The 21,578-nt window shown below is 37.5% G+C and carries 14 protein-coding genes and 1 riboswitch; of the genes, 9 read left to right on the forward strand and 5 right to left on the reverse strand.

The genetic code is table 11. The features are described from left to right. The first annotated feature begins 648 nt into the window (after positions 1 to 648). Positions 649 to 2,121, forward strand: coding sequence for a sodium:alanine symporter family protein (locus AB4J89_RS01845; protein WP_088495266.1), 1,473 nt, complete (start codon positions 649 to 651; stop codon positions 2,119 to 2,121). Between the two features lie 99 nt (positions 2,122 to 2,220). After that, positions 2,221 to 3,060: an N-acetylmuramoyl-L-alanine amidase gene (locus AB4J89_RS01850; RefSeq protein WP_161711423.1), complete on the forward strand. Its 840-nt coding sequence runs from the start codon at positions 2,221 to 2,223 to the stop codon at positions 3,058 to 3,060. 109 nt (positions 3,061 to 3,169) lie between these two features. Here the strand turns inward: AB4J89_RS01850 and brnQ are convergent, their stop codons facing one another. The 3 genes from brnQ to AB4J89_RS01865 form a co-directional block, all read right to left on the reverse strand. Beyond that, positions 3,170 to 4,516, reverse strand: coding sequence for a branched-chain amino acid transport system II carrier protein (gene brnQ, locus AB4J89_RS01855; RefSeq protein WP_088495268.1), 1,347 nt, complete (start codon positions 4,514 to 4,516; stop codon positions 3,170 to 3,172). A 302-nt stretch (positions 4,517 to 4,818) separates the two neighbouring features. After that, positions 4,819 to 5,625 (reverse strand): sugar-phosphatase, encoded by an 807-nt coding sequence (yidA, locus tag AB4J89_RS01860; protein ID WP_088495269.1) that lies wholly within the window; start codon positions 5,623 to 5,625, stop codon positions 4,819 to 4,821. 127 nt (positions 5,626 to 5,752) lie between these two features. Continuing rightward, complete coding sequence (locus AB4J89_RS01865; protein WP_006533085.1) at positions 5,753 to 6,139, reverse strand: helix-turn-helix domain-containing protein; 387 nt, start codon at positions 6,137 to 6,139, stop codon at positions 5,753 to 5,755. A gap of 359 nt (positions 6,140 to 6,498) precedes the next feature. On the opposite strand from AB4J89_RS01865, the gene mgrB reads away from it, so the two are divergent. Then, positions 6,499 to 6,654 carry a PhoP/PhoQ regulator MgrB gene (mgrB, locus tag AB4J89_RS01870; RefSeq protein WP_226892284.1) on the forward strand — a complete coding sequence of 52 codons (156 nt, stop codon included), beginning with the start codon at positions 6,499 to 6,501 and terminating at the stop codon, positions 6,652 to 6,654. Between the two features lie 149 nt (positions 6,655 to 6,803). Continuing rightward, positions 6,804 to 8,186 (forward strand): amino acid permease, encoded by a 1,383-nt coding sequence (locus tag AB4J89_RS01875; RefSeq protein WP_088495270.1) that lies wholly within the window; start codon positions 6,804 to 6,806, stop codon positions 8,184 to 8,186. Between the two features lie 117 nt (positions 8,187 to 8,303). Here AB4J89_RS01875 and pagP read toward each other — a convergent pair whose 3' ends face one another. Then, positions 8,304 to 8,939 carry a lipid IV(A) palmitoyltransferase PagP gene (pagP, locus tag AB4J89_RS01880; RefSeq protein ID WP_088495271.1) on the reverse strand — a complete coding sequence of 212 codons (636 nt, stop codon included), beginning with the start codon at positions 8,937 to 8,939 and terminating at the stop codon, positions 8,304 to 8,306. A gap of 620 nt (positions 8,940 to 9,559) precedes the next feature. After that, entirely contained in the window at positions 9,560 to 10,165 is a 606-nt protein-coding gene (locus tag AB4J89_RS01885) for a hypothetical protein (protein ID WP_368467895.1), read from the reverse strand. 164 nt (positions 10,166 to 10,329) lie between these two features. Beyond that, positions 10,330 to 10,418, forward strand: a riboswitch (TPP riboswitch). Between the two features lie 51 nt (positions 10,419 to 10,469). On the opposite strand from AB4J89_RS01885, the gene thiD reads away from it, so the two are divergent. The 5 genes from thiD to AB4J89_RS01910 all read left to right on the forward strand — a co-directional run bounded on the left by thiD (position 10,470) and on the right by AB4J89_RS01910 (position 21,526). Then, the gene (gene thiD / locus AB4J89_RS01890) at positions 10,470 to 11,267 is read left to right on the forward strand and encodes a bifunctional hydroxymethylpyrimidine kinase/phosphomethylpyrimidine kinase (RefSeq protein WP_102949493.1); all 798 of its coding nucleotides are present in this window, start codon (positions 10,470 to 10,472) and stop codon (positions 11,265 to 11,267) included. A 158-nt stretch (positions 11,268 to 11,425) separates the two neighbouring features. Beyond that, positions 11,426 to 13,264, forward strand: a complete 1,839-nt coding sequence (locus AB4J89_RS01895; protein ID WP_368467897.1) for an AAA family ATPase — start codon at positions 11,426 to 11,428, stop codon at positions 13,262 to 13,264. Then, positions 13,264 to 13,893 (forward strand): 4Fe-4S single cluster domain-containing protein, encoded by a 630-nt coding sequence (locus AB4J89_RS01900; RefSeq protein WP_088495273.1) that lies wholly within the window; start codon positions 13,264 to 13,266, stop codon positions 13,891 to 13,893. The genes AB4J89_RS01895 and AB4J89_RS01900 overlap by 1 nt, the downstream gene beginning before the upstream one ends. A gap of 17 nt (positions 13,894 to 13,910) precedes the next feature. Next, positions 13,911 to 20,168: an AAA domain-containing protein gene (locus AB4J89_RS01905; RefSeq protein ID WP_368467899.1), complete on the forward strand. Its 6,258-nt coding sequence runs from the start codon at positions 13,911 to 13,913 to the stop codon at positions 20,166 to 20,168. Further along, positions 20,165 to 21,526 carry a hypothetical protein gene (locus AB4J89_RS01910; RefSeq protein ID WP_368467901.1) on the forward strand — a complete coding sequence of 454 codons (1,362 nt, stop codon included), beginning with the start codon at positions 20,165 to 20,167 and terminating at the stop codon, positions 21,524 to 21,526. Before AB4J89_RS01905 ends, AB4J89_RS01910 begins: the two co-directional genes overlap by 4 nt. Positions 21,527 to 21,578: the final 52 nt, after the last annotated feature.

The following is a 21,578-nucleotide window of genomic DNA, read 5'->3' on the forward strand; positions in this document are numbered from 1 at the left end:
ATGTTAGAATTAATACATTAGGGAAGTATAATAAAATAAGGATGCAAAGTTTGTTTTTTATCTTACCTTAATATCTTATTAATATTAAAGCATTTTATTAATGCGGCAATATAAAATATTTATTGTTAATTGTTGTAAAAATCTTTATTTCTTAAATGTTAAATATCAAAATGTTAAATTAGATATTAAAAAAACACTTTAATTAATCACTTTAATAGTTCATTTAAATCTTATTTTAGATAAATAGAAAAGGTTATTAATTGATGTTTTTTTAATCTGTTTATTTTTTTCTAAAATGACTGATTAACTTAATGACTAAAGTATTTACTTTACTTTTTCGAGTTAATAAAATAAAGAAATAATTATTTATCCTAATGATATGTATGGTTTTTTTATTTTGCAATATTGTTTATTTTAGTTAACGAGATAATTAAAATAAAATAATAACATGTAAAAAAATAAACAAAAAATATACATATCACACAATGTTGTGTTACATTTAGTTCGCTTTTCACACAGTAATCTTTGATATTACTTTAAGACGGATTCGATTTAGTAATTGACTCAATTACACGATATCTGCTTACTTTTTTATTTCAATAGCGATGTAAGGATAGGTTATATACGTTATTATATAAGGGGATTAATTTGACAGGGCTAATAAACTTTGCGAATAACATTTTATGGGGATATGTTCTTATCTACTTACTTCTTGGAGTAGGTATTTACTTTACTATCCGTACTGGATTTATACAAATCCGACATTTTAGTCATATGTTCTCTATTTTAAAAAATAGCCACAAGTCAGATAAATCAGGGATCTCTTCCTTTCAGGCATTATGCACCAGTTTAGCTGCGCGCGTAGGTACTGGAAACTTGACGGGAGTCGCGATTGCTTTAACAGCGGGTGGCCCTGGCGCTATTTTTTGGATGTGGGTCGTTGCTTTAATAGGTATGGCGACATCATTAATAGAAAGTACGCTCGCGCAACTTTATAAAACAAAAGATGATGATGGCAATTACCGTGGTGGTCCTGCTTATTATATGACTAAAGGACTGAAAATGCGCTGGATGGGTGTTCTCTTCGCCATTTTCTTGATTATTGCCTTCGGTTTAGTTTTTAATGCTGTTCAAGCCAATTCTATTGCTCAAGCCACAGCTTCTGCCTTTAATTTTGATCCACTCTATGTGGGGATTTTTTTAGTACTAACCAGCGGATTTATTATCTTTGGTGGCTTGCGTTGGATTGCACGAGTTGCTGAGTTAGTTGTTCCTATTATGGCAACGGCTTATTTATTATTAGCATTTTGGGTTGTTGCAGATCATATTGAGCGCTTACCTGAAGTTTTCATTTTAATTTTTAAAAGTGCTTTTGGATTACAAGAAGCTGCCGCAGGTGCAATTGCTTACGGTATTAGCCAAGCGATGACACAAGGTATTCAGCGCGGTCTATTTTCTAATGAAGCAGGTATGGGATCGGCACCTAATGCTGCGGCATCAGCTACACCTTATCCACCACATCCAGCATCTCAAGGCTATATTCAAATGCTAGGTGTTTTTATGGATACCTTAGTTATTTGTAGTGCTACTGCGGTGATCATTTTATCATCAGGCGTACTCGATAGTTATCCTGAAGGCATTAACGGGATTCAATTAACACAATTGGCATTGTCATCGAGTGTAGGAGGTTGGGGAAGTACCTTTATTGCGATTGCCATTTTCTTCTTCGCTTTTACCTCTATTATTGCTAATTATGCTTATGCTGAAAGTAATATGATTTTCCTTGGGCGCAATCACACAACAGGGCTGTTTCTTTTACGTTCAGCGGCTTTAGCAATGGTGATGTTTGGCGCTTTAGCGGATATGCCTCTTGTTTGGAAAATGGCTGATCTCTCAATGGGATTAATGGCAATGACTAATTTAATCGCAATCATCTTGCTTTCTGGTGTCGCCTTAAAATTAGTTAAAGATTATAACCAGCAACGACAAGCCGGTTTACTGCCTACATTTGATATTCGCCAATATCCAGAGTTGCAAGATGATATTGAAGAAGGAATTTGGGATGAAAATATTGTTCCTGATGAGCCTTTAGTTCGATGTGAAAAAGTGGGCAATAACTAAAGCAATAATAAAAAAGCGTCAAAACACAAAACCCATATTCTTTAATATGGGTTTTTTTATTACAATTTAGCTTTGGGAATATTAAATCAAGGATCAGAAATGAGATCTAGTCGGTATTACATAGGATTACTTATTGCAATAAGCCTCTTAACCAGTTGTGCCAAGCAACCAGAATTTATTGATAGAGGTGAATATATAGTTAAAGTTATTCCTAATAAGCAGGAAGCTAATGACTGTGTAAAATATTTAGTGATGCACTATACCGCGCTAGATGATGAACGCTCACTTAAGGTTCTTACTGGGGGACGAGTTAGCAGCCATTATTTGATCCCCACACATCCTTCATCTATTGACGGAAAACCAGTGATCACTTCATTAGTGGATGAAAGACAAATCGCATGGCATGCAGGCATTAGTCAGTGGGGAGATGCAACTAGCCTAAATAATTGTTCTATTGGCATTGAGATAGTCAATCTGGGTTACCGTGATAATGGTAAGTTTAGGTATTGGTATTCTTATACCGCAGATCAAATCGTGACTATGTCAGTCGTGATGAAAGATATTATTGAACGTTATGATATCGAACCTCAAAACGTTTTAGGTCACAGCGATATCGCACCTCAAAGAAAAGTTGATCCGGGACCTTTATTCCCTTGGGAAAGATTAGCAAATCAAGGAATAGGTGCTTGGCCTGATAAGGAATTAGTGCAAACTTATTTAGCGGGTAGAGATCCTTCAGAGCCAGTTGATGTGGCAAATTTCCAAAAGTTATTACAGCAATATGGTTATCAAACACCAACAAATGGTGTGTTAGATAATAAAGCACTAAAAGTGGTAAAAGCTTTCCAAATGCATTTTAGATCAACGAAAGCCAATGGTATCCCTGATGCTCAATCAGAAGCGATTTTAAGGGCATTGATTGAGAAATACCGAACTTAAAATTTCCTGTGATAAGTAGACAATAAAAAAGCGTCTCCAATATAAAATTTGGCAGACGCTTTTTTTATCAACTTACAATCAGTATTACAAATTAGGTGTTATATGCTGATTATTTTGCTGTATTTCCTACTGGAAGGTTTTCTTCTTTAAGGTTTAAGCTAACAACCAGCGAAATTACGAATGCAATCACACCTGGTAATACCCAACCTAAACCATAATCAGAAAGCGGGATATAGCTAAATAATTGTAGTAAATCAGCATTTAACCATTTCAATTGTTTCAATGTATCGAAAAGACTCATTAAGACAATGATTGCAATGGTAAAGCGATAGGTAAAGCGGGGTGCTTTTAATTTATTACGAATAAATTGTAGTAATACTAATGTGACTGATGTTGGATAAATCATTAATAATGCAGGAATAGTCACTCGTAATAATGTATCAAGACCAAAAGTTGATACGACTGTGGTCATTAATGTAAATACCACAACCCAGAAACGATAACCTAAGCGATGATGGAATGTCGCAAAGTAGTCTGCAGCGGCACTTGTTACACCCACAAGTGTTGTCATACTAGCTAATAAAACAATACCACCCATCAGCCAAGTACCCACAGAGCCAAATAACGCATCAACATAACGTGAGAAAATTTGACCACCGTTAGTGGCATTAAGAGCAGGATCAGCAAAGACAGAAACAGAGTGGCTTGTAGCACCTAAGTAGAAAAGGCACAGATAAAGCGCGGCTAACAGTAAAACTGAAATCATGCCGGCTTTTACGGTAATAAAACCGATCTGGCGCGGTTCAGTAATACCTTTGGTATATAAAGCACGAGCCACGATACCACCAAACGCCATAGCAGAAAGGACATCCATGGTTTGGTAGCCATCAATAAAGCCAGAGAAGAAACCATTAACAGCATAAAGACCTGTTGGCTCACCAATTGGGGAAATCGGTTTAGCCACAACAGCAATACCTACAACCACCAGCAGGACTAACAGTGCCGGAGTCATAAACTTACCAATGGCGCTGATCATGGTGCCTTGTTTTAGCATGAAGAACATACTAGTGATATTGAAAATAAGTGCAAAAGTAAGGTGTGTTACCGTATTTTTCTCAATAAGCCCTAGAGGTAAGAAACCCATTTCATAAGCGGTATTGGTGACACGAGGCATTGCAAAAGTAGAGCCTACGATAAGATACAGTGCTACCCAGAAAATAACGGCAACCCATGAAGGCAAATCAACAGAAAGACGCTCACCACGCCCGCGAATTGCAACAATAACTAAGGTTAGGAAAGGGAGTAAGACACCAGTAACAAGGAAACCTAAAGATGTACTAAACCAGAGGTTTCCTGATTGAAAACCCGCCATAGGGGGGAAAATAATATTGCCAGCGCCAAGGAATAGTGCAAAAACCATCATTCCAAGAACGAGCATATCTTTTGTAGAAAGCATAACTTAAACTACCTGTCTGTGAAGAAAATATATAAATGATTTATATTTGTTATTCTACATCTAGCTTAATTAACAGCTTAATATGTTGTGAAAATGCAGTTTGAATAACGAAAAGTGAATTGATAGTAACAAATTCTGAAGGATATGTAAGAAGAAAGGCAGATTTAACGCTCATTTAACAGCAATTATAGAATAATAAAAGGCTATGTTTTTGGTCGAAAAGCAGTGTGATCCTCTGCTAAGGATCACAATTGCTATATAATTTTGTAGACATTCACGATAAAACACAAAAAAGATCGTGTTTAAATAAATTTATTGATAGCGGCTGCAACACCGTGCTCTTCATTAGAAAGTGTGACGAATTTGGCGACTTTCTTCACTTCTTCAGGGGCATTTCCCATCGCAACACCTAAACCAGCATATTTTAGCATTGCTAAATCATTACCTTGATCACCAATACACATGATTTTTTCTGGTGTAATTTTTAAATGTTCAGCCACTTTTTGAACCGCACTCCCTTTATTAACATTGGTGTTCAACACTTCAATAAAATAAGGAGCACTACGTAATATGCTATATTGCTCGTAAATATTAGTAGGAAGATATTGAATGGCATTATCTAAAACAGCAGGTGCATCAACAATCATAAACTTACTAAAATACATATCCGTTTGCATTTCATTCAGTGGACGATAATAAAGCGGTGTCCAAGATAAAAAGGCTTCTTGGCAGGTGAAATGGCTAATATGACTATTGGTGGTGTAAATCTTATTGTCACTAATAACGTGAAAATGGACGCCTATTTCACGAGCAAGGCTTTCAAAATAGAGGTAATCCTCGAAATTGAGCAGATCTTGAATAATAACCTCACCGTTATCTGCTTGATGGATTTGGCTACCATTATTGCTGATACAGTAACAATCAGAGGTATCAAGACCGAGTGTTTTTAAATAAGGAGAGATGCCATTAAAGGAGCGTCCTGAAGCTAATACAATCTTAACTCCCGCCTCTTTTGCTCGCTGAACTGCTTGTTTTACTTCAGGCGTAATTTCGTGTTGTTTGTTGAGCAAGGTTCCATCTAAATCAATAGCGATAAGCTTAATACTCATTAGCATCCCCATATTAAATAAAAGCAATCATGATAAAGGAAGGGCGAAGCGGTCTATCATCACATAGCTTGAGTATTATTTATGTGACATTAAAAGCTATCTGCATAATGTCACATAAATGGAAGGGTTAATCACAACAAGGTGATTGTAAATGTAAAGGCTGTTTGGTTTCTAAAACGATCTCTTGATTTTGCCGAAAATCGAAAGGCGTGATGCCATACTCTTTACGGAACATATAAGTAAAGTGAGATTGTGAACCAAAGCCGAAATCAAGGGCGATATCGAAGATAGAGCGCTCACTGGTACGTAATAAATGAATAGCGCCAGCTAATCTACGCTGACGGATATACTTTCCTAAAGAGGTGCCTGTGACTTCTTTAAAGATTTTCTGCATGTGCCAAAGAGAATACCCAGAATAAGCCGCCAACTCTTCAAGATGGATAACACGGCCTAAATGCTCCTCAATCCATTTACTTAGCGCGCAAACCAATGCGAGATGATTATCTTGTGGCATTACAGTTCCATTCTATCAATGAAGTTAAGGTAAAAATCAAAATTAACTCCCTAATCTTATACAAAAAATGGCAGACAGAGAAATCCATATTAATGGATAGCTATCTCTAATCGTTGGCAAAATGTGTAATTAAATAATATAAGGTCATTTTACATACAGTTTAGAGCGAAATAATGCAAATTATCTGAAGTCTGTCGAGGAAGCGTTTACCTTTCATAATGAAAGTTATGCTAAATTTACTCATAGAGATAATTGATTGCGGATTTTATAACAACAACTCCCTGTCTTGTTATCGTATTTAAGCGAATGCTTATAATGTGATAAGTCATACTAACAAAATGTATTTAAAGGATTTTAAATTGAACGCAAAGAAAATAATTATTAGCTTAATTATTGCATTAGCCATTACCTTTGGCCTCTATCTTGTGGCTTTAGATAATTTTTGCGATCGTGGAGAGGATTTCCAACAAGGTCTTTGTCGCTTTACCACATTATTCCCCTCTAAACATCACTAAAAGATAGCTTTTCTTATTATTTTTCGCCTAGCATAAAATGTATTTGTTATTCAAGTCAGAATAGTGTTTTAATGGTGGCTTGAAATAAACAAAATCGTAAATATTAGTTTACACGTTAAGTTGATAAAATAATAAAGAGAAGAGGATGTATGGCGAGAGAGTCGCAACAGACAGAACTTAAGCGCGGTCTGAAAAATCGACATATCCAGCTAATTGCGCTGGGTGGTGCTGTCGGCGCTGGTCTGTTTCTTGGTATAGCGCAAACAATTAATATGACAGGTCCATCAGTTATCTTAGGATATGCTATTGGTGGTTTTATTGCGTTTATGATCATGCGCCAATTAGGCGAAATGGTTGCCGAAGAGCCAGTTGCGGGTTCGTTTAGTCACTTTGCTAATAAATATTGGAGCCCATTTGCAGGCTTCTTATCTGGCTGGAACTACTGGGTGATGTTTATTCTTGTCGGCATGGCAGAATTAACCGCAGCAGGTAAATATATTAACTATTGGTTACCCGATATTCCTGTTTGGGTTTCTGTTGCTATCTTCTTTGTGGCAATCAACTTAATTAATCTGATTAACGTGAAAATGTATGGTGAAACAGAGTTCTGGTTTGCCATTATTAAAGTATTGGCGATTGTCGGGATGATTTTGTTTGGAAGCTACTTACTGGCGAGTGGGAATGGTGGCCCTCAAGCTTCTGTCAGTAATTTATGGGAGTTAGGCTTTTTCCCTCATGGTTTTACGGGCTTTATGTCTGCATTAGCCATTGTAATGTTCTCTTTTGGTGGACTTGAGCTGGTGGGGATCACCGCAGCTGAAGCTGAAAATCCAAAAGTCAGTATCCCGAAGGCGACTAACCAAGTTGTTTATCGTATTTTAATTTTCTATATCGGTTCGCTATTAGTGTTACTTTCACTTTATCCTTGGACTCAAGTTGTTAAAGGTGAAAGCCCATTCGTTCTGATTTTCCATAACTTGGATAATTTCCTAATCGCGAATATTTTAAATGCGGTGGTATTAACAGCGGCACTGTCTGTTTATAACAGTGGTGTTTATTCTAATAGTCGCATGCTTTATGGTTTGGCTAAACAGGGTAATGCACCGCATGCACTCTCTCGTATTAATAAACGTGGTGTGCCAGTCGTGTCGTTACTGTTATCTGCAATTGCGACTTCATTGGGTATTTTAGTTAACTACTTATTACCTGATCAGGCATTAGAGTTATTAATGGCATTGGTTGTAACCACGTTAGTGCTTAACTGGATTATGATCTGTTTGGCGAATTTAAAATTCAGAGCCGCAAAAAACAAAGAGGGTGTAGAGCCTTTCTTTAAAGCACTTTGGTATCCATATGGTAACTATATCTGCCTTGCTTTCTTATGCATGATTTTAGTGATTATTTTATTTATGCCACAAGTGAATATTTCGGTGATTTTAATGCCATTCTGGATTGCATTCTTATGGGTTGGATTTAAGATTTCCCGTATGAAGAAAACACCTAATAGTACTCAAGCAAGCCAAGATATTTAAGTTATTACAGATTGATTGAGTCATTTTGCTGAATAAGAAAAACGCATCTAAATGATGCGTTTTTTTATGTTCTATTTTTATTGCTTACACTTATTCTGATAGACAAAAATAAGGAAACTACTGCCAACGTAACCAAGCAAATAACACGTTGCCGTTGTTATAAGTTCCTGGTACATAGGTTGCTTGTAGTGAAAGATGCCCGTAGCCGACAGAAACTAACGGTAAAGGAAGTGGCATCGGAATATAGTTGTATTCATGGCGCGCTGTAATGCTTAGCGTAAATCCTGCCCCCATACGAAACCCGTCTTTATCGCCGGGATACCACATTTTCTCAAAACCATAGCCCATAATAGGTTGTACTCGGTTATTTGAGTCCATAAATGCCATCGCATAAAGAGAGTGCCAATCACCGTCATTGTCATAACGATATTTACCCATACCAAAACCCCAAGGTGTTTCGTTATAGCGATTAGTTTTTTCTCTATCGTAAGTAAAACGGTTATGCCAAGTCCATACTGGTAAATAGTAATTATATTGGTCGTTATCCCAAGTTTGATTGACATTACGCTTAAATTTTCCCCAGTAGCTCTCTTCATTATTAGATTGAGATGCATTACTGGTGACTTGTTGGTTTTCTGTCGTAATAGTCTGATGGGTATTTGTATTATTTTCAGAAGCGAAAGCAGTTGTTGTTAACGCAAGCGAAAACAACGTGGTTGCTAATACGCTAGAGTGAAAATAGGATGATGACATAATATAACTCCGAGTACGGCATAAACAGTGATTCTGGTGATGACAAATAAACATTACTAATAGTGTTATTTAATCGACAAGTATTTAAGATAAGAGGTATCTGAAACTTTACTTCTTAAATAAAATCTTAAGGGATTAGAATCGGTTAAGAAGAAAATAAATAGATTTATTGTACTTATGAACGTAATTTTGTCTGATATTAAATGCTGTTATTCTTTATGATAATGTATTGTTTTTAATAAAAAATTAAGTTTTTATTAGATTTTAAATAAATAACTGATAAATAAGGCCTGTAAGATATAATTTAGGCTTAGTCATCTTCAACAGAAAAAATCCACAAAATATCTATTTTTATGACTTAATTGAAATATTGATATCAACTTGAGATAAATTTAATATCAATAACATCAACTTATCAAAAGAGATTAATTTCCAGCAGGATAATAGAGTAATGAATAAGAAGAGTTAAATAAAAAAAAGAAAAATTCTTTGTTGGTTTATAAATCGTTTAAGTGGTGAGCGTTTTATTTAGTAAGGTGTCGGTTTTTTGTGCAGATTGTCCTAAAGCAAAAACGTGCGAATAATGTTTATTCACATATTTTCAGGAAATATATTGTTTATTATTGAGATAATTTTTCTTTGCTAATGATAAGTAGCCGATGGGTATGCGTATCGCGATCTTTGCCCCAGCAGAAAGTATCCCAGTTATTGTAAAAATCTTCAATACTGTCAATTAAGTGTAATGGTCTATCTTCCTCTGTTCCATCTGAGGCATAAATATAATGGCCTTTGCTAAAAGCCCATAAAATCATATCAATCCAAAAGCCTTTACCATCAGAGGTTTGTTCTTCATCAGTAACGACAATATTATGAACTTTTAAAAGATTACAGAAAAAAGTACGAGGCAATTCTCTTATAGCATCACGATGTTTAGGTATACGGGATCGCCAAACTTTTATTTGAGTACACGTTGTTTTTCCATAAACAATATCTTGTCGAAATCTAAGCTCAACCAGGTAGGCTGTTTCACTTTCTTTATCTGTGGTGATAAGTCTGTATTGATCTTTACGTAATGATTTAACTAAACGGTATCCGATTGGAATTTCAAAATAATTTATTGAAATATCGTTAACTCCTTCATTTAAAAAGTGAATTGTATTTTCAACATTGGCGCTATTTATTCTTAATAATTTATCAAGATTTATATCGTGTTCTTTATAATTCATTGATTTTATTCTGTTATTTTATTTGATGATTTATCATATTCACTTCTTCTGACAATTAATATATCGATTATCGTTAAAACGGATAAAAATATACAAAGCGATCCTCGCTGGTTACTAGCATCTTTATCTTGAGCGTGCGATACTCCTTATCGCCTGAATTTACAGGCTTTGGCTCGGGGCGCCTTATGGCTGAGATGAACCCGTATAACCTGATCTGGATAATGCCAGCGTAGGGAAGTCAAGGTAACTCTGCTGATTAACAGAGCCCGACTTTTCTGTAACTGGTGAAAGGAGGAGTTAATCAGTGAGATTCAATGCATTGTCTATCGCAGGCACCGATCCTAGTGGTGGTGCAGGTATTCAGGCTGATCTGAAAACATTTTCCGCACTGGGTGTTTATGGCACGACAGTAATGACAGCACTTGTTGCTCAAAATACCTGTGGTGTCCGTCGTGTTTATGATTTATCCCCCGATTTTGTTGCCGCTCAATTAGATGCTGTCTTATCTGATGTTCGAATTGATAGTGCCAAAATTGGTATGCTCTCTAATGCCACTATTATTGATGTGGTTTGTAACAAACTTCAGCAATATGCCATTCCTTTTGTTGTACTTGATACCGTAATGATTGCCAAAAGTGGTGATCCGCTATTACAGCCTGATGCCGTTAATAAAATGGTTAATCAGCTTTTGCCTTTGGTTGATTTGATCACACCTAATTTACCTGAAGCGGCAGCACTGCTAGGTTGTGAGGTCGCTAAAGATGAAATAACGATGAAACAACAAGGTTATGCATTACTAAAACAAGGATGCAAAGCGGTGTTGATGAAAGGGGGGCATTTAACTGAAAATGAAAGCCCTGATTGGTTATTTACTCAAGATGGCGAGTGGCGATTTACTTCAAAACGCGTTAATACAAAAAATACCCACGGTACAGGATGTACTCTTTCAGCCGCTTTAGCGGCTATTCGTCCTCAAGTTTCTGATTGGCAAACTTGTGTTGAACAAGCAAAAGCCTATTTACAACAAGCACTAGAACATGCCGATAGTTTAGAAGTTGGACAAGGTTTCGGCCCTGTACATCATTTTCATCGCTGGTGGTAATGTGGCTTACAATAACACTTATTTTAAATAGAGTCTTTATGGCTCTATTTTCATTTTTATGATCAAACTCTCTAGATAATTAACACTGTCCTCAATATAAACAGCCTGTATATTGAGGAACTAAGGTAAGATATATTTTATTTTCATTAAGGGATGATATGAATACTGCTTTTCAAAAACCACGCTGGTTACGTGATTTACTTCGCTTTATTCCATTGAAAAGCCAGTTTGTGTTATTTGGTAATGTACGCGACTTACAAGCCAGTGAAATTGCGCCCAATATAATAACACCACTGCCTTTTAACCAGACACTTTATAACAGTTTGTATGAAGTCGGTTACGTTCATATCATCACTTATACGCCGTTAGCAGGATTTCAATGGGTAGCTAATCCTACGCAATCTTTACAAGATGGCGCAATGTTAATGCAACAATTAGGATTAACAGTTACGGGCGATCGCGCATCAGGTAATATCGACAGCTTAAATAGCGTATTAGAAAAATGGCAAACGATAACAGGTCAGCCGATTGCGTTATGTATCGATTTCGCCTCTTGCTTGCTTTCTCATCGTGATAATCTTACGCCTGCCGAACATAGCTTATTTACACGGGCATTAGTGACTTCTCATCAAGCTAAAGCAAGACCCGCCGGCGAACATAATCAACCTTTCTTTAATAGCGTTTTTTGGGTAGTAGAAAAAGAGACTGATTTACCGGATTGGTTTACTGTTAATAATCCTCGAATTCGCGCCATTCCTGTTGCAAAACCTGATAGCCAGATCCGCAGGGCGCTAGCACCTAATTTATTGGTGTCATTGGCAGGATTTTCATCGCTTATTGAGAGTGAAAAAGAGTCACTTCTTAATGATTTTATTGATGAAACAGAGGGGCTATTACTGCTGGATTTAGTTGCGATAGTACAATTAGCGCGTATCGAAGAAGTGGAAATAACGCGAATTAGTGATGCGGTAAGACGTTACAAAGTCGGTATTACGGAAGATCCTTGGCAAAAAATCGATAAACAAAAAATTCGTAACGCACCACAAGTTATACAACGTCGTGTTAAAGGGCAACAACATGCTGTCACGCATTTATTAGATGTTATTAAGCGTGCAATGACGGGCGTAGGTAGCAATAAAGGCGGAAGACCTCGGGGCGTGCTATTTTTAGCAGGACCAACGGGGGTGGGTAAAACGGAGTTAGCGAAAACGGTGACACAACTGCTATTTGGTGATGAAAGTGCTTATATTCGTTTTGATATGTCTGAATTTAGTGCTGAACATGCAGATCAACGTTTAATTGGTGCGCCTCCAGGTTATGTCGGTTATGACTCTGGTGGTGAATTAACCAATGCTATTCGTGAAAAACCTTTTAGTGTTGTGTTATTTGATGAAATAGAAAAAGCACATCCTCATTTAATGGATAAATTCCTACAAATTATTGATGATGGGGTATTAACCTCTGGGCGTGGTGATCGCGTCTATTTTTCTGAAGCTTTAATTATATTCACCTCAAACCTTGGAATTTATCGCGTTGATAATAATGGCGAAAGAGTGGCGAATGTTCTACCTCATGAACCTTTTGAAAATGTCAGTCGTAAAGTAAAAAGTGAAATAGAGCGTCATTTTAAATTAGTTTTAAATCGACCAGAATTATTAAACCGTATAGGTGAAAACATTATCGTTTTTGATTTTATTCGAGAAGATGTCGCAGAGCAGATATTTGAACAAATGGTAGCAAATATCTTATCTAGCCTTGATAAACAATCGCTTACATTGTCGATATCAGAGGCGGCTAAATCAACGTTAAAATCTTACTGTTTATCTGATTTATCAAATGGTGGCCGTGGTATTCGTAACCAATTAGAGGTTTATTTAATTAACCCGCTCTCAAGGGCTATTTTTGACAGTGATTTAGCAGTAGGAAAAGCCTATCAAATTGCGGATATTCAAATAGGTGAAATGACCAATATTATTTTGGTGCCACAGGCAAATTAATGCAGATCAGTTTATCTCGAATTCACTTTCCAGTGACAACATTGGGGCCAGGAAAACGAATTGGTATCTGGTTTCAAGGATGCTCTTTACGTTGTAAAGGCTGTTTATCGCCAGATACATGGGAAAGCAAAGCCGAAAGCTCCTCAGTTGGCGAACTTATTCAACAAATTCAACCTTGGTTTGCATTTGCTGATGGTATTACGATTTCGGGTGGTGAACCTTTTGAACAGCCAGAGGCGCTTTATGCGTTATTAATCGCGCTACGTCAGCAATTCACAGGGGATATTTTTATTTACAGTGGTTATCACTGGGATGAGATAGAACCTCAAGTCACTAAAATGTCAGGCTTAATTGATGCGTTGATGAGTGGTCGATATCAAGTGGAAACCACGCAAAGCTTGATGTTACGAGGCAGTGATAATCAGCAACTTCATTGCTTAACAGCGATAGGGCGTGCGCGTTTTAGTGCCTTTGATAGAAGCGTGACCGAAGAAGATAAAGTGCTTGATCTCTCAATGGATAGCCAAGGACGTATTTACCTTACAGGTATTCCTCAAAAGGGCGATATGGCTCGTTTGCGTGAAGTATTAGCACAACAAGATATTCAGTTAAAACAGATAAAAAGATAAGAGAGATGGAATAAAGGATGACCATGATACGTTTTTGTCCTCACTGCCAAACTGAGCGTCAGTTAACGGAAATTTTCTGTGCAGGACAAGTGAATGATAAGCTTTGTGGATGGGATCTAACGATTGAGCCTATTCATGAGTCAGGGTGGCGTCCATCTCCTCCAATATCTTCTTCCATTGATATACCTGCGATAATTCCCGATCTTAATCACGATCAGCCTAGAAAGTGTATTAACGGGCACTTGATGGGAGAAGATGATTTTATCTGTTTTGAATGTGGTGCTGATCCGGCTGATGAGATTGAAAATAACGATGTTAGCGATAATGAAACGTTTAGATTGATTGGTGATTGGCGTCTTGAACAACGTATCAATTCTATTAATAGTGAAAGAGAACGCTATAACGTAAGTAATATCAAAACAGATCGAGAAGGTGTATTAACACTCTATCTTAAAGGTGAAGAGCCTGATCCTGCTATTTATCAAGTCTTAAATCTGATCTCTATTGACCATATTCCTGTATTTTACGAAACGGGTCGATGGGAGGATCGCGCTTGGCACGTTACTGAGCGATTAAACGGTGGTTCACTAAGCCAATTTATTGAACGCGGTGATTTTTGGCAACCGGATGAAATTAATGTATTAGTCTCCGAATTAGGTACGGCGATTGCAGCATTAACTGAACATGGTGTGCGCCATCGTGATTTAAAACCCTCAAACTTGATGATCCGCGCTCGTGATCCTCTTGATATTGTGGTGATTGAATATGGCTCGGCATGTTTATCTGAGTTCGATCTCGATATTGTCTCTCCGCTTGAAATTTCACGTTATAGTGCGCCAGAAATATTAGCGGGGGGTGTTTCGGCAGCATCAGACTGGTGGAGTTTGGGGATCATTTTACTTGAGCAATTAACGCAAGGAGCCTGTTTTAAACATATCCATGATAATGCGTTTTTAATTCAAGTAATGACTAATGGTGTTGAATTACCGGATAATTTAGATCCCAACATTCAATTACTTTTACGCGGCTTGCTCTGCCGTGATCGCTTTCAACGCTGGCAATGGAATGAAGTTAATGCGTGGTTACAAGGTTTAGCGGTACAAGCGCCAGATATTAATCACAACAATGGAAATCAGCAATATTATCAATTTCAATTTGCAGATCATCAATTCAATCAACCTGATGCGTTTGCGATGGTGGCGGCACAAGCACAATATTGGGATCAAGCCACGCAATTACTTCTTCATGGTGAAATCACGACTTGGTTAAGCCAATTTGATAATAGTGGAAAGCAAGTTACCCAATTGCAGTTATTAATTGAAAAACAAGATATTGAGCCAAGTTTACGTTTTACTCTCGCGTTACGAGTTTTAAATCCGAATATGCCATTGATTCACCGTGGCGAGATCATTACACCTTCATGGCTTTTAGAGCATCCCTTATTAGGTTATCAATTAATTTGTCAGCCTATTGCCACGGAACTGCAATCTATTGATGAGACACATTGGCTTGTTCAGCTCTATTATCGTCAATGCGCTGTTCGTGAGAGGGCTCAGCAACAACGTATTCCATTAAATGAAGAAAGCTTACAGCTTTATTTGTTAATCACCTCTTTAAGTCAATTAGCGGCTCGTTGGGAGATCCTTCGTGCTGAATTTCCTGATGCCTATAATGAAAATCTACGAGCATTAATTGATCGTAAAAACATGCATGAAAATGACTATATTTTGTTATTAAGTGCAGAGATTGGGCAATATATCACGATAGATTCGTTGGTGAATAATGCGGCTAAATTAGCCAGAAATCTTGCAATTAAAACGTTTGATAAACAGCAAGCAAAAACATTATTAGCCACCCCTCGATATCAACTTATTGAACAGCTTAGTGAAAGAATAGGGGATTTTAAGCGTGTTAATATCGATATTATTGATAGATGGGCTGATGATTTTCTTTTAACTCGTAGATTGCCTCTTGAGCATATTATTGTGATGCTCTGTATTCCCGTTGAACAATGGCAAGTACCTGAATCACAAAAATATATTTTAGAAGTATTGCATTTTTTTGCTAAGAAATTAGTTTCCACAAGTCAACGCGGTAATTTAGTCAGAATGCGTTTAACGCCAAATGCGGGGCGTGTTGATTTGACTGAATGCTGTTCTGATAATGAAAAAGTGACAAACTTACTTGAGCATTTAATTAACCGCAAGAAAAGGTTGTTTTCATTAGAGGGTGAAGTATTACGTCAACGTGAAAAATTAAATAATCGCTTGTGGCTCTTGCAACAGAATACTCAGTCTTACCAACGAGATACGGGTATTAACGGCATGTATTTAGGCTTTCCTTTTTTAGTACTAAATACGCAACCTAATAAAATAAAACCGCGTATTGCACCGCTTTTCTTGTGGCCTGTTTCAATGAATATTTTGGGTGGCACTCAAGGTGCTGTGCAAATTGGGTTTGATACAGAGCGTGCCTCAGTGCGTTTAAATCCTGCTCTGGCGAATTTTGTCGGTATTCCTGCGGTTAATGAATGGCAAAAGGTACTCGATAGCTTAATGTCACAAACGGGCTTGAGTGTCAGTGAAATGATGAACACACTTTCGTCGTTATTAACCACAACAGAACATTCACTAAGCTCGTTGCCTTCATTAACTAAAGAAATACCAGAAAACAGTGCTTATATTCATTGTTCTGCGGTGTTATTTCACACCTCTTTTATTGGGCAAATGATAAGTGCTGATTTACAACAAATTGCCAATTTACCTATCAACGGCACGGCTCTTGCCACTATGTTGCAAGTCAATACACAGGCAAAAACGTTAGAAATACAAGATCCATTGGCTGATAACTATTTGCTGTCGTTGGCAGATCCGTCTCAAAATACCATTATTCAAGCGGCAAGAAAGCAAACGGGGTTATTAATAGAAGGGCCTCCGGGAACAGGTAAAAGCCAAACTATTGTTAACTTAATTGCTGATGCAATAGGGCGACAAAAAACAGCACTGGTGCTTTGCCAAAAGCCTGCCGCGCTGGATGTAGTGTATAAACGATTAGTTGCAAATGGTTTGCAAGATAGGGTGCTGATTATTCATCAAAACCCTAAAGGGCGAGAGATTATTTCAGCAATTAGAGAACAACTACAATTAGAGCGTAAACGGCAGTTGATTGCAGATGTTAAGCAAGATACCCATTTTAATCGTGATAGAACGCTTAACTTAATTCAATTTTATGAAACAACATTAGATGCCTACTATAAAGCGTTATATCTAACTGATAAACAATATGATTATTCATATAGAGAAGTGTTATCTGGATTACTCGAATTAGAGTCACAACAAAAGCTAACAATAAGTTCGGATAAATTAACCTCACTGCTTTCTCAATATAATAAAACAACTTTTGTTCAGCTTATCGATAACTTAACGTTATATGGTTTAGATTGGTATGCGATTAATTATGAAAACACACCATTAAATGGTGTTGTATTGTTCTCACCTGAAAGTACGCTATATCGCCAATTTAATGAAAATATCACGCTATTTATCGAAGCAGAAAAACAGCGTGATGCAGCATACGACTTGCCTTATCAACAAATTACAATCGATAAATTAACGACTCACGAAACAACGCTAGAGCAGTGTAAACAGCAGTTAAAAAATCGTAATACTCAACAATGGGATAATTTATCTCATTGGTTAACTCTGTTTTTAAATGAACAAGGTAAGCAAGGTAAAGGTGAGCAGTTAATTGCTCAATTGGCGCAATTAGAGACACGTTTACAGCAAATTGATAGTGAAGGTTGCGATCCTTTAATTTTCCGCTTACTCGCTCCGTTAGATAATGCCATGTTAGCAACGTTATCAAGAGCGGCTACTGACAAGATCAAACCTTCATTCTTACGCTTCTTAAATCCTTATTATTATAGTCGAAACAGTAAGTTAAAAGACTTTATGGCGCAAAGTGGTATAGAAGATAAAGCCGAACACTATATTACGCTACATAAAACTATCACCACAGAACAACAATGGCGTTTGTTGCACCAAGAGCTGCAACCTATTTATCAACAATTAGGGCTAGAACAGAGCCTAGATCGACAAAATACGCAGTGGCAGAACACAATAAATACGGTGATCACTGAGCTTAAAGCCTGTTGCGAAGATATTGCGATATTAGCGTTATATCCTCAATCTGAACATTTTGTTGAGTCCATTCAATCAGCGAAAAAACAGGGCTTTGAACAGCAATGTTTAGAAATTGAGAATGCCATTGTTCGCGCTAAAGCGCAGCAAACTAGCCTCGCTAAATTAACTGGCTTACAAGAAACCCTCACCGAACTCTGTTATCAGCAATTTTATGATGCAATTAATCAAGGCGAGTTGCTGACAACCAGATTACAGCAGTTAGCTCAAAGCTTACCTTTTTTAAGTCAATTTCAGCTATTTCGAGAAAGAACAACGCATTTTACGCACAATGATTGGCAAGTTTTAGCATTATCACGTCAATGGCTTGATAAAAATGAAAGTTCATTTTCTAACCCTGTCGAGCTTTTAAAAGCAACATTGAGTCATTTGTTTTATGTTGCTGTTAAAACTGAAATTGAAATAAAGAACACAGTATTAAAGACGCATACTGCTCAACAATTACAGGAATATATTGAGCAGTTAACAGAGAGCTATCAGCGATTACAACAAGTAAATCGTGAGCTATTAACTGAAAATATCGAATTATCAAGAATTGAAAATGCGCGTCATTGGGAAAGAATAACACGCTTAACTGGGCCTAGAGCATTACGGTTACGCGAGTTTATTGGCGAAGCGACTGAAATGGGATTGTTAAGATTACGCCCTATTTGGTTGATGACGCCAGATGTAGCAAGCCAAATATTGCCTTTAAAGGCAGGACTTTTTGATAGCGTTATTTATGATGAAGCCTCGCAAATGCCTATTGAATTTGCATTACCGACGTTATATCGCGGCAAACAAGCCATTGTGAGTGGTGATGAGAAACAGATGCCTCCTTCATCTTTCTTCAGCGGTAAATTTAACGAAAATGAAGACGACGAAGATAACGATAATGAGGAAGATGAACAACAAGAGAAAAGTAGTGAGCAATGGGACTCAAGCCAAATTTGCCATTGCCCTGATTTGCTTCACCTTGCACGAACCGTATTGCCTATTCATACCTTAGATATTCACTATCGCTCGGCATTTAGAGAATTAATTAATTTCTCAAATTATGCCTTTTACGAAAATCGGCTGAATATTCCTGCCCAACATTCAGCGAAAACCATTAGCACAGTAAAACCACTGCATTTTATGGCGATTAATGGCACTTATATTAATCAAACCAACGAAAAAGAGGCATTGGCGATCGTTGAGCATTTAGCAACACTCTGGAAGATGCCTTTTGATAAACGCCCTTCTGTGGGAGTGGTGACGTTTAATCAGAAACAAGCTCAATTAATTAATCAACATATTCGTGATCGCAATGACTATGATGTGGATTTTTTAAAGGCTTACACCGAAGAATGCGCACGCTTGGATAACGATGAAGATATGTCGTTTTTTGTGAAAAACGTCGAGAATGTACAGGGTGACGAGCGAGATGTTATTTTGTTTTCGACGACGTTTGGTCGTAATGCACAAGGTACTTTTAGGCGTAATTTTGGTGTGCTAGGGCAAACTGGAGGAGAGCGTCGCTTAAATGTCGCGATCACCAGAGCGAAAAAGCAAGTGGTTATCATGTCGTCAATGCCGATTGATGAAATCTCTGACCTATTAAGTACGAATAAACACCCTGAAATTCCGCGCGATTACTTACAAGGGTACTTAACTTACGCGAGTCATTGCCACCAGATTAATAAACAAGAGGAAAATAAACGTTTATTAGCCCGTTTATGCCGTACTCAAGCCAGCGTGGCAACGCAAGATCAGGTAAACGATCAGTTTGTTATTGATGTGAAATGCTTTATTGAGTCTCAGGGATATCATATTGCACCATCACAACAAGTCGGTATTTTCTCGTTTGACTGTTTAATCGAAGATGAGCAGCAAGGCAAATTACTGATGGGAATTGAGTGCGATATGCCACAACATGAGTGGTTATCCCAGGCTTGTGCTCGTGAGTTATGGCGAAAAGATATTTTGCGTAAAGTGGTGCCTTATCATTATCGCGTTTCGTTGGCACAATGGTTTTATCATCGCCAAGAAGCGCAACAACAACTTCTTGAAGCCTTACAACATGCCTCTTTACTGAATGAAAAAGTGAGTGAATGATGAGTTCATCAGTACATTATATCTCTGTAAAAGAAACCACAGTTATTCGTTATCACCGACAATTAGCGAATAGCAAAAAACAATTCAAGCAATGGAAGGCATTAGTTGAACAACTCACATATCAAGATGAACGTGTGAGCCAAATTGAATCGACTTTTAATGCATTGGTTAAAGATAATCAGCAATTGGATGCATTAGACGCTCGTTCAGTGAGTCGATTAACAGAAAAATTAGGCCAGTTTATTGCACCGTTACGACAGGATATGAAAAACCTACGTGAACAAGTCATTGAAGAAAAAGCGCTTGCACGTCATATCCAACAGGGGAAACAGAAATCATCGGCACTGTTAAAACAACTAAAATCACAATTAGCACCCAACAGTGTTTTAAAGGCTGAAATTGAACTGAGCGAAAACATGAGTGCGGAAGAGATTAGCTTATTGCTATTTCGTGTAACGGGTGAAATTGAGGCGCAAAAAGCACAACTTAGCCCCGCTCAAACTGAATTATTGACACAATTAAAAGCACAATCCACATACACCCAACAGTTATGGCAAAGTGGTGAGCCTCAAAGCCCATTTGCACAGCAATGTCACCAAATTGAATTGATGATTGAAAAGTTACGGCTAGTGGGGAATGAAGTAGAAACCAATCATCATGCAAATCAGCTTATTGAGATGCAAAAGCTTTCTGATAGCAAGAAACAGCGTTTACTGGCAGATTCACTGATAATGAATATGGCTGAAAGCTTGCGTAATAGCATAAGACGCATTGAGTTAATGGAAGAATTAGCACGTCTATGTGCAGAGCTTGAAAGCTTTGATGATAAAGAGATGCTGACACTGAGTCGTGATACAGAAGCAGTTGCTTCATTAGCAACAGCCGAGCAACTTGATGTGATGATCACCAAGCTAAAACAGGCAATTGAAACTCACGAGCAACAACTTTCGATGAGACAGCAATGTGAAGCCGTATTAGCTGGCTTAAGTGAGTTAGGCTATGTGGTGCATGAAAATGCAGTAAATTCGTGGCTTGATAATGGGCAAGTTGTTGTGCCTCATGCCACTATTCCTGATTATGGCTTAGAACTAGGCGGAAAACAGGCGCGTTTTCAAGCAAGAACAGTGGCGTTAACACATCAACGTGATACGACACGTGATAAAGATGTTGATGCCATTTGGTGTAGTCAACATCAGCAATTACAAACAATTTTGGCGAAGTCTCACGCAGAGTTATTGATTGAGCGAGCATTGCCAGCAGGGCAAAATGCAATGAAAGTGATAGAGATAGAGAGTGAAGATACTGCTCATCAACATGCAGTGACACAAGTGCACAAACCAAAAACGTTTAGCCGCTAAGCAATAAACAATAAAAGCCACTCAGTTCAACGTTGAGTGGCTTTCACATTTA

Source organism: Proteus sp. STS61-E, assembly GCF_040932335.1.
Lineage (GTDB): Bacteria > Pseudomonadota > Gammaproteobacteria > Enterobacterales > Enterobacteriaceae > Proteus > Proteus mirabilis_B.

Bases quoted from the DNA above. Each gene is read 5' to 3' on its own strand.
- AB4J89_RS01850 (WP_161711423.1), top strand. From the start codon at position 2,221: ATGAGATCTAGTCGGTATTACATAGGATTACTTATTGCAATAAGCCTC.
- brnQ (WP_088495268.1), bottom strand. From the start codon at position 4,516: ATGCTTTCTACAAAAGATATGCTCGTTCTTGGAATGATGGTTTTTGCA.
- yidA (WP_088495269.1), bottom strand. From the start codon at position 5,625: ATGAGTATTAAGCTTATCGCTATTGATTTAGATGGAACCTTGCTCAAC.
- AB4J89_RS01865 (WP_006533085.1), bottom strand. From the start codon at position 6,139: ATGCCACAAGATAATCATCTCGCATTGGTTTGCGCGCTAAGTAAATGG.
- AB4J89_RS01875 (WP_088495270.1), top strand. From the start codon at position 6,804: ATGGCGAGAGAGTCGCAACAGACAGAACTTAAGCGCGGTCTGAAAAAT.
- pagP (WP_088495271.1), bottom strand. From the start codon at position 8,939: ATGTCATCATCCTATTTTCACTCTAGCGTATTAGCAACCACGTTGTTT.
- AB4J89_RS01885 (WP_368467895.1), bottom strand. From the start codon at position 10,165: ATGAATTATAAAGAACACGATATAAATCTTGATAAATTATTAAGAATA.
- AB4J89_RS01895 (WP_368467897.1), top strand. From the start codon at position 11,426: ATGAATACTGCTTTTCAAAAACCACGCTGGTTACGTGATTTACTTCGC.
- AB4J89_RS01900 (WP_088495273.1), top strand. From the start codon at position 13,264: ATGCAGATCAGTTTATCTCGAATTCACTTTCCAGTGACAACATTGGGG.
- AB4J89_RS01905 (WP_368467899.1), top strand. From the start codon at position 13,911: ATGACCATGATACGTTTTTGTCCTCACTGCCAAACTGAGCGTCAGTTA.
- AB4J89_RS01910 (WP_368467901.1), top strand. From the start codon at position 20,165: ATGATGAGTTCATCAGTACATTATATCTCTGTAAAAGAAACCACAGTT.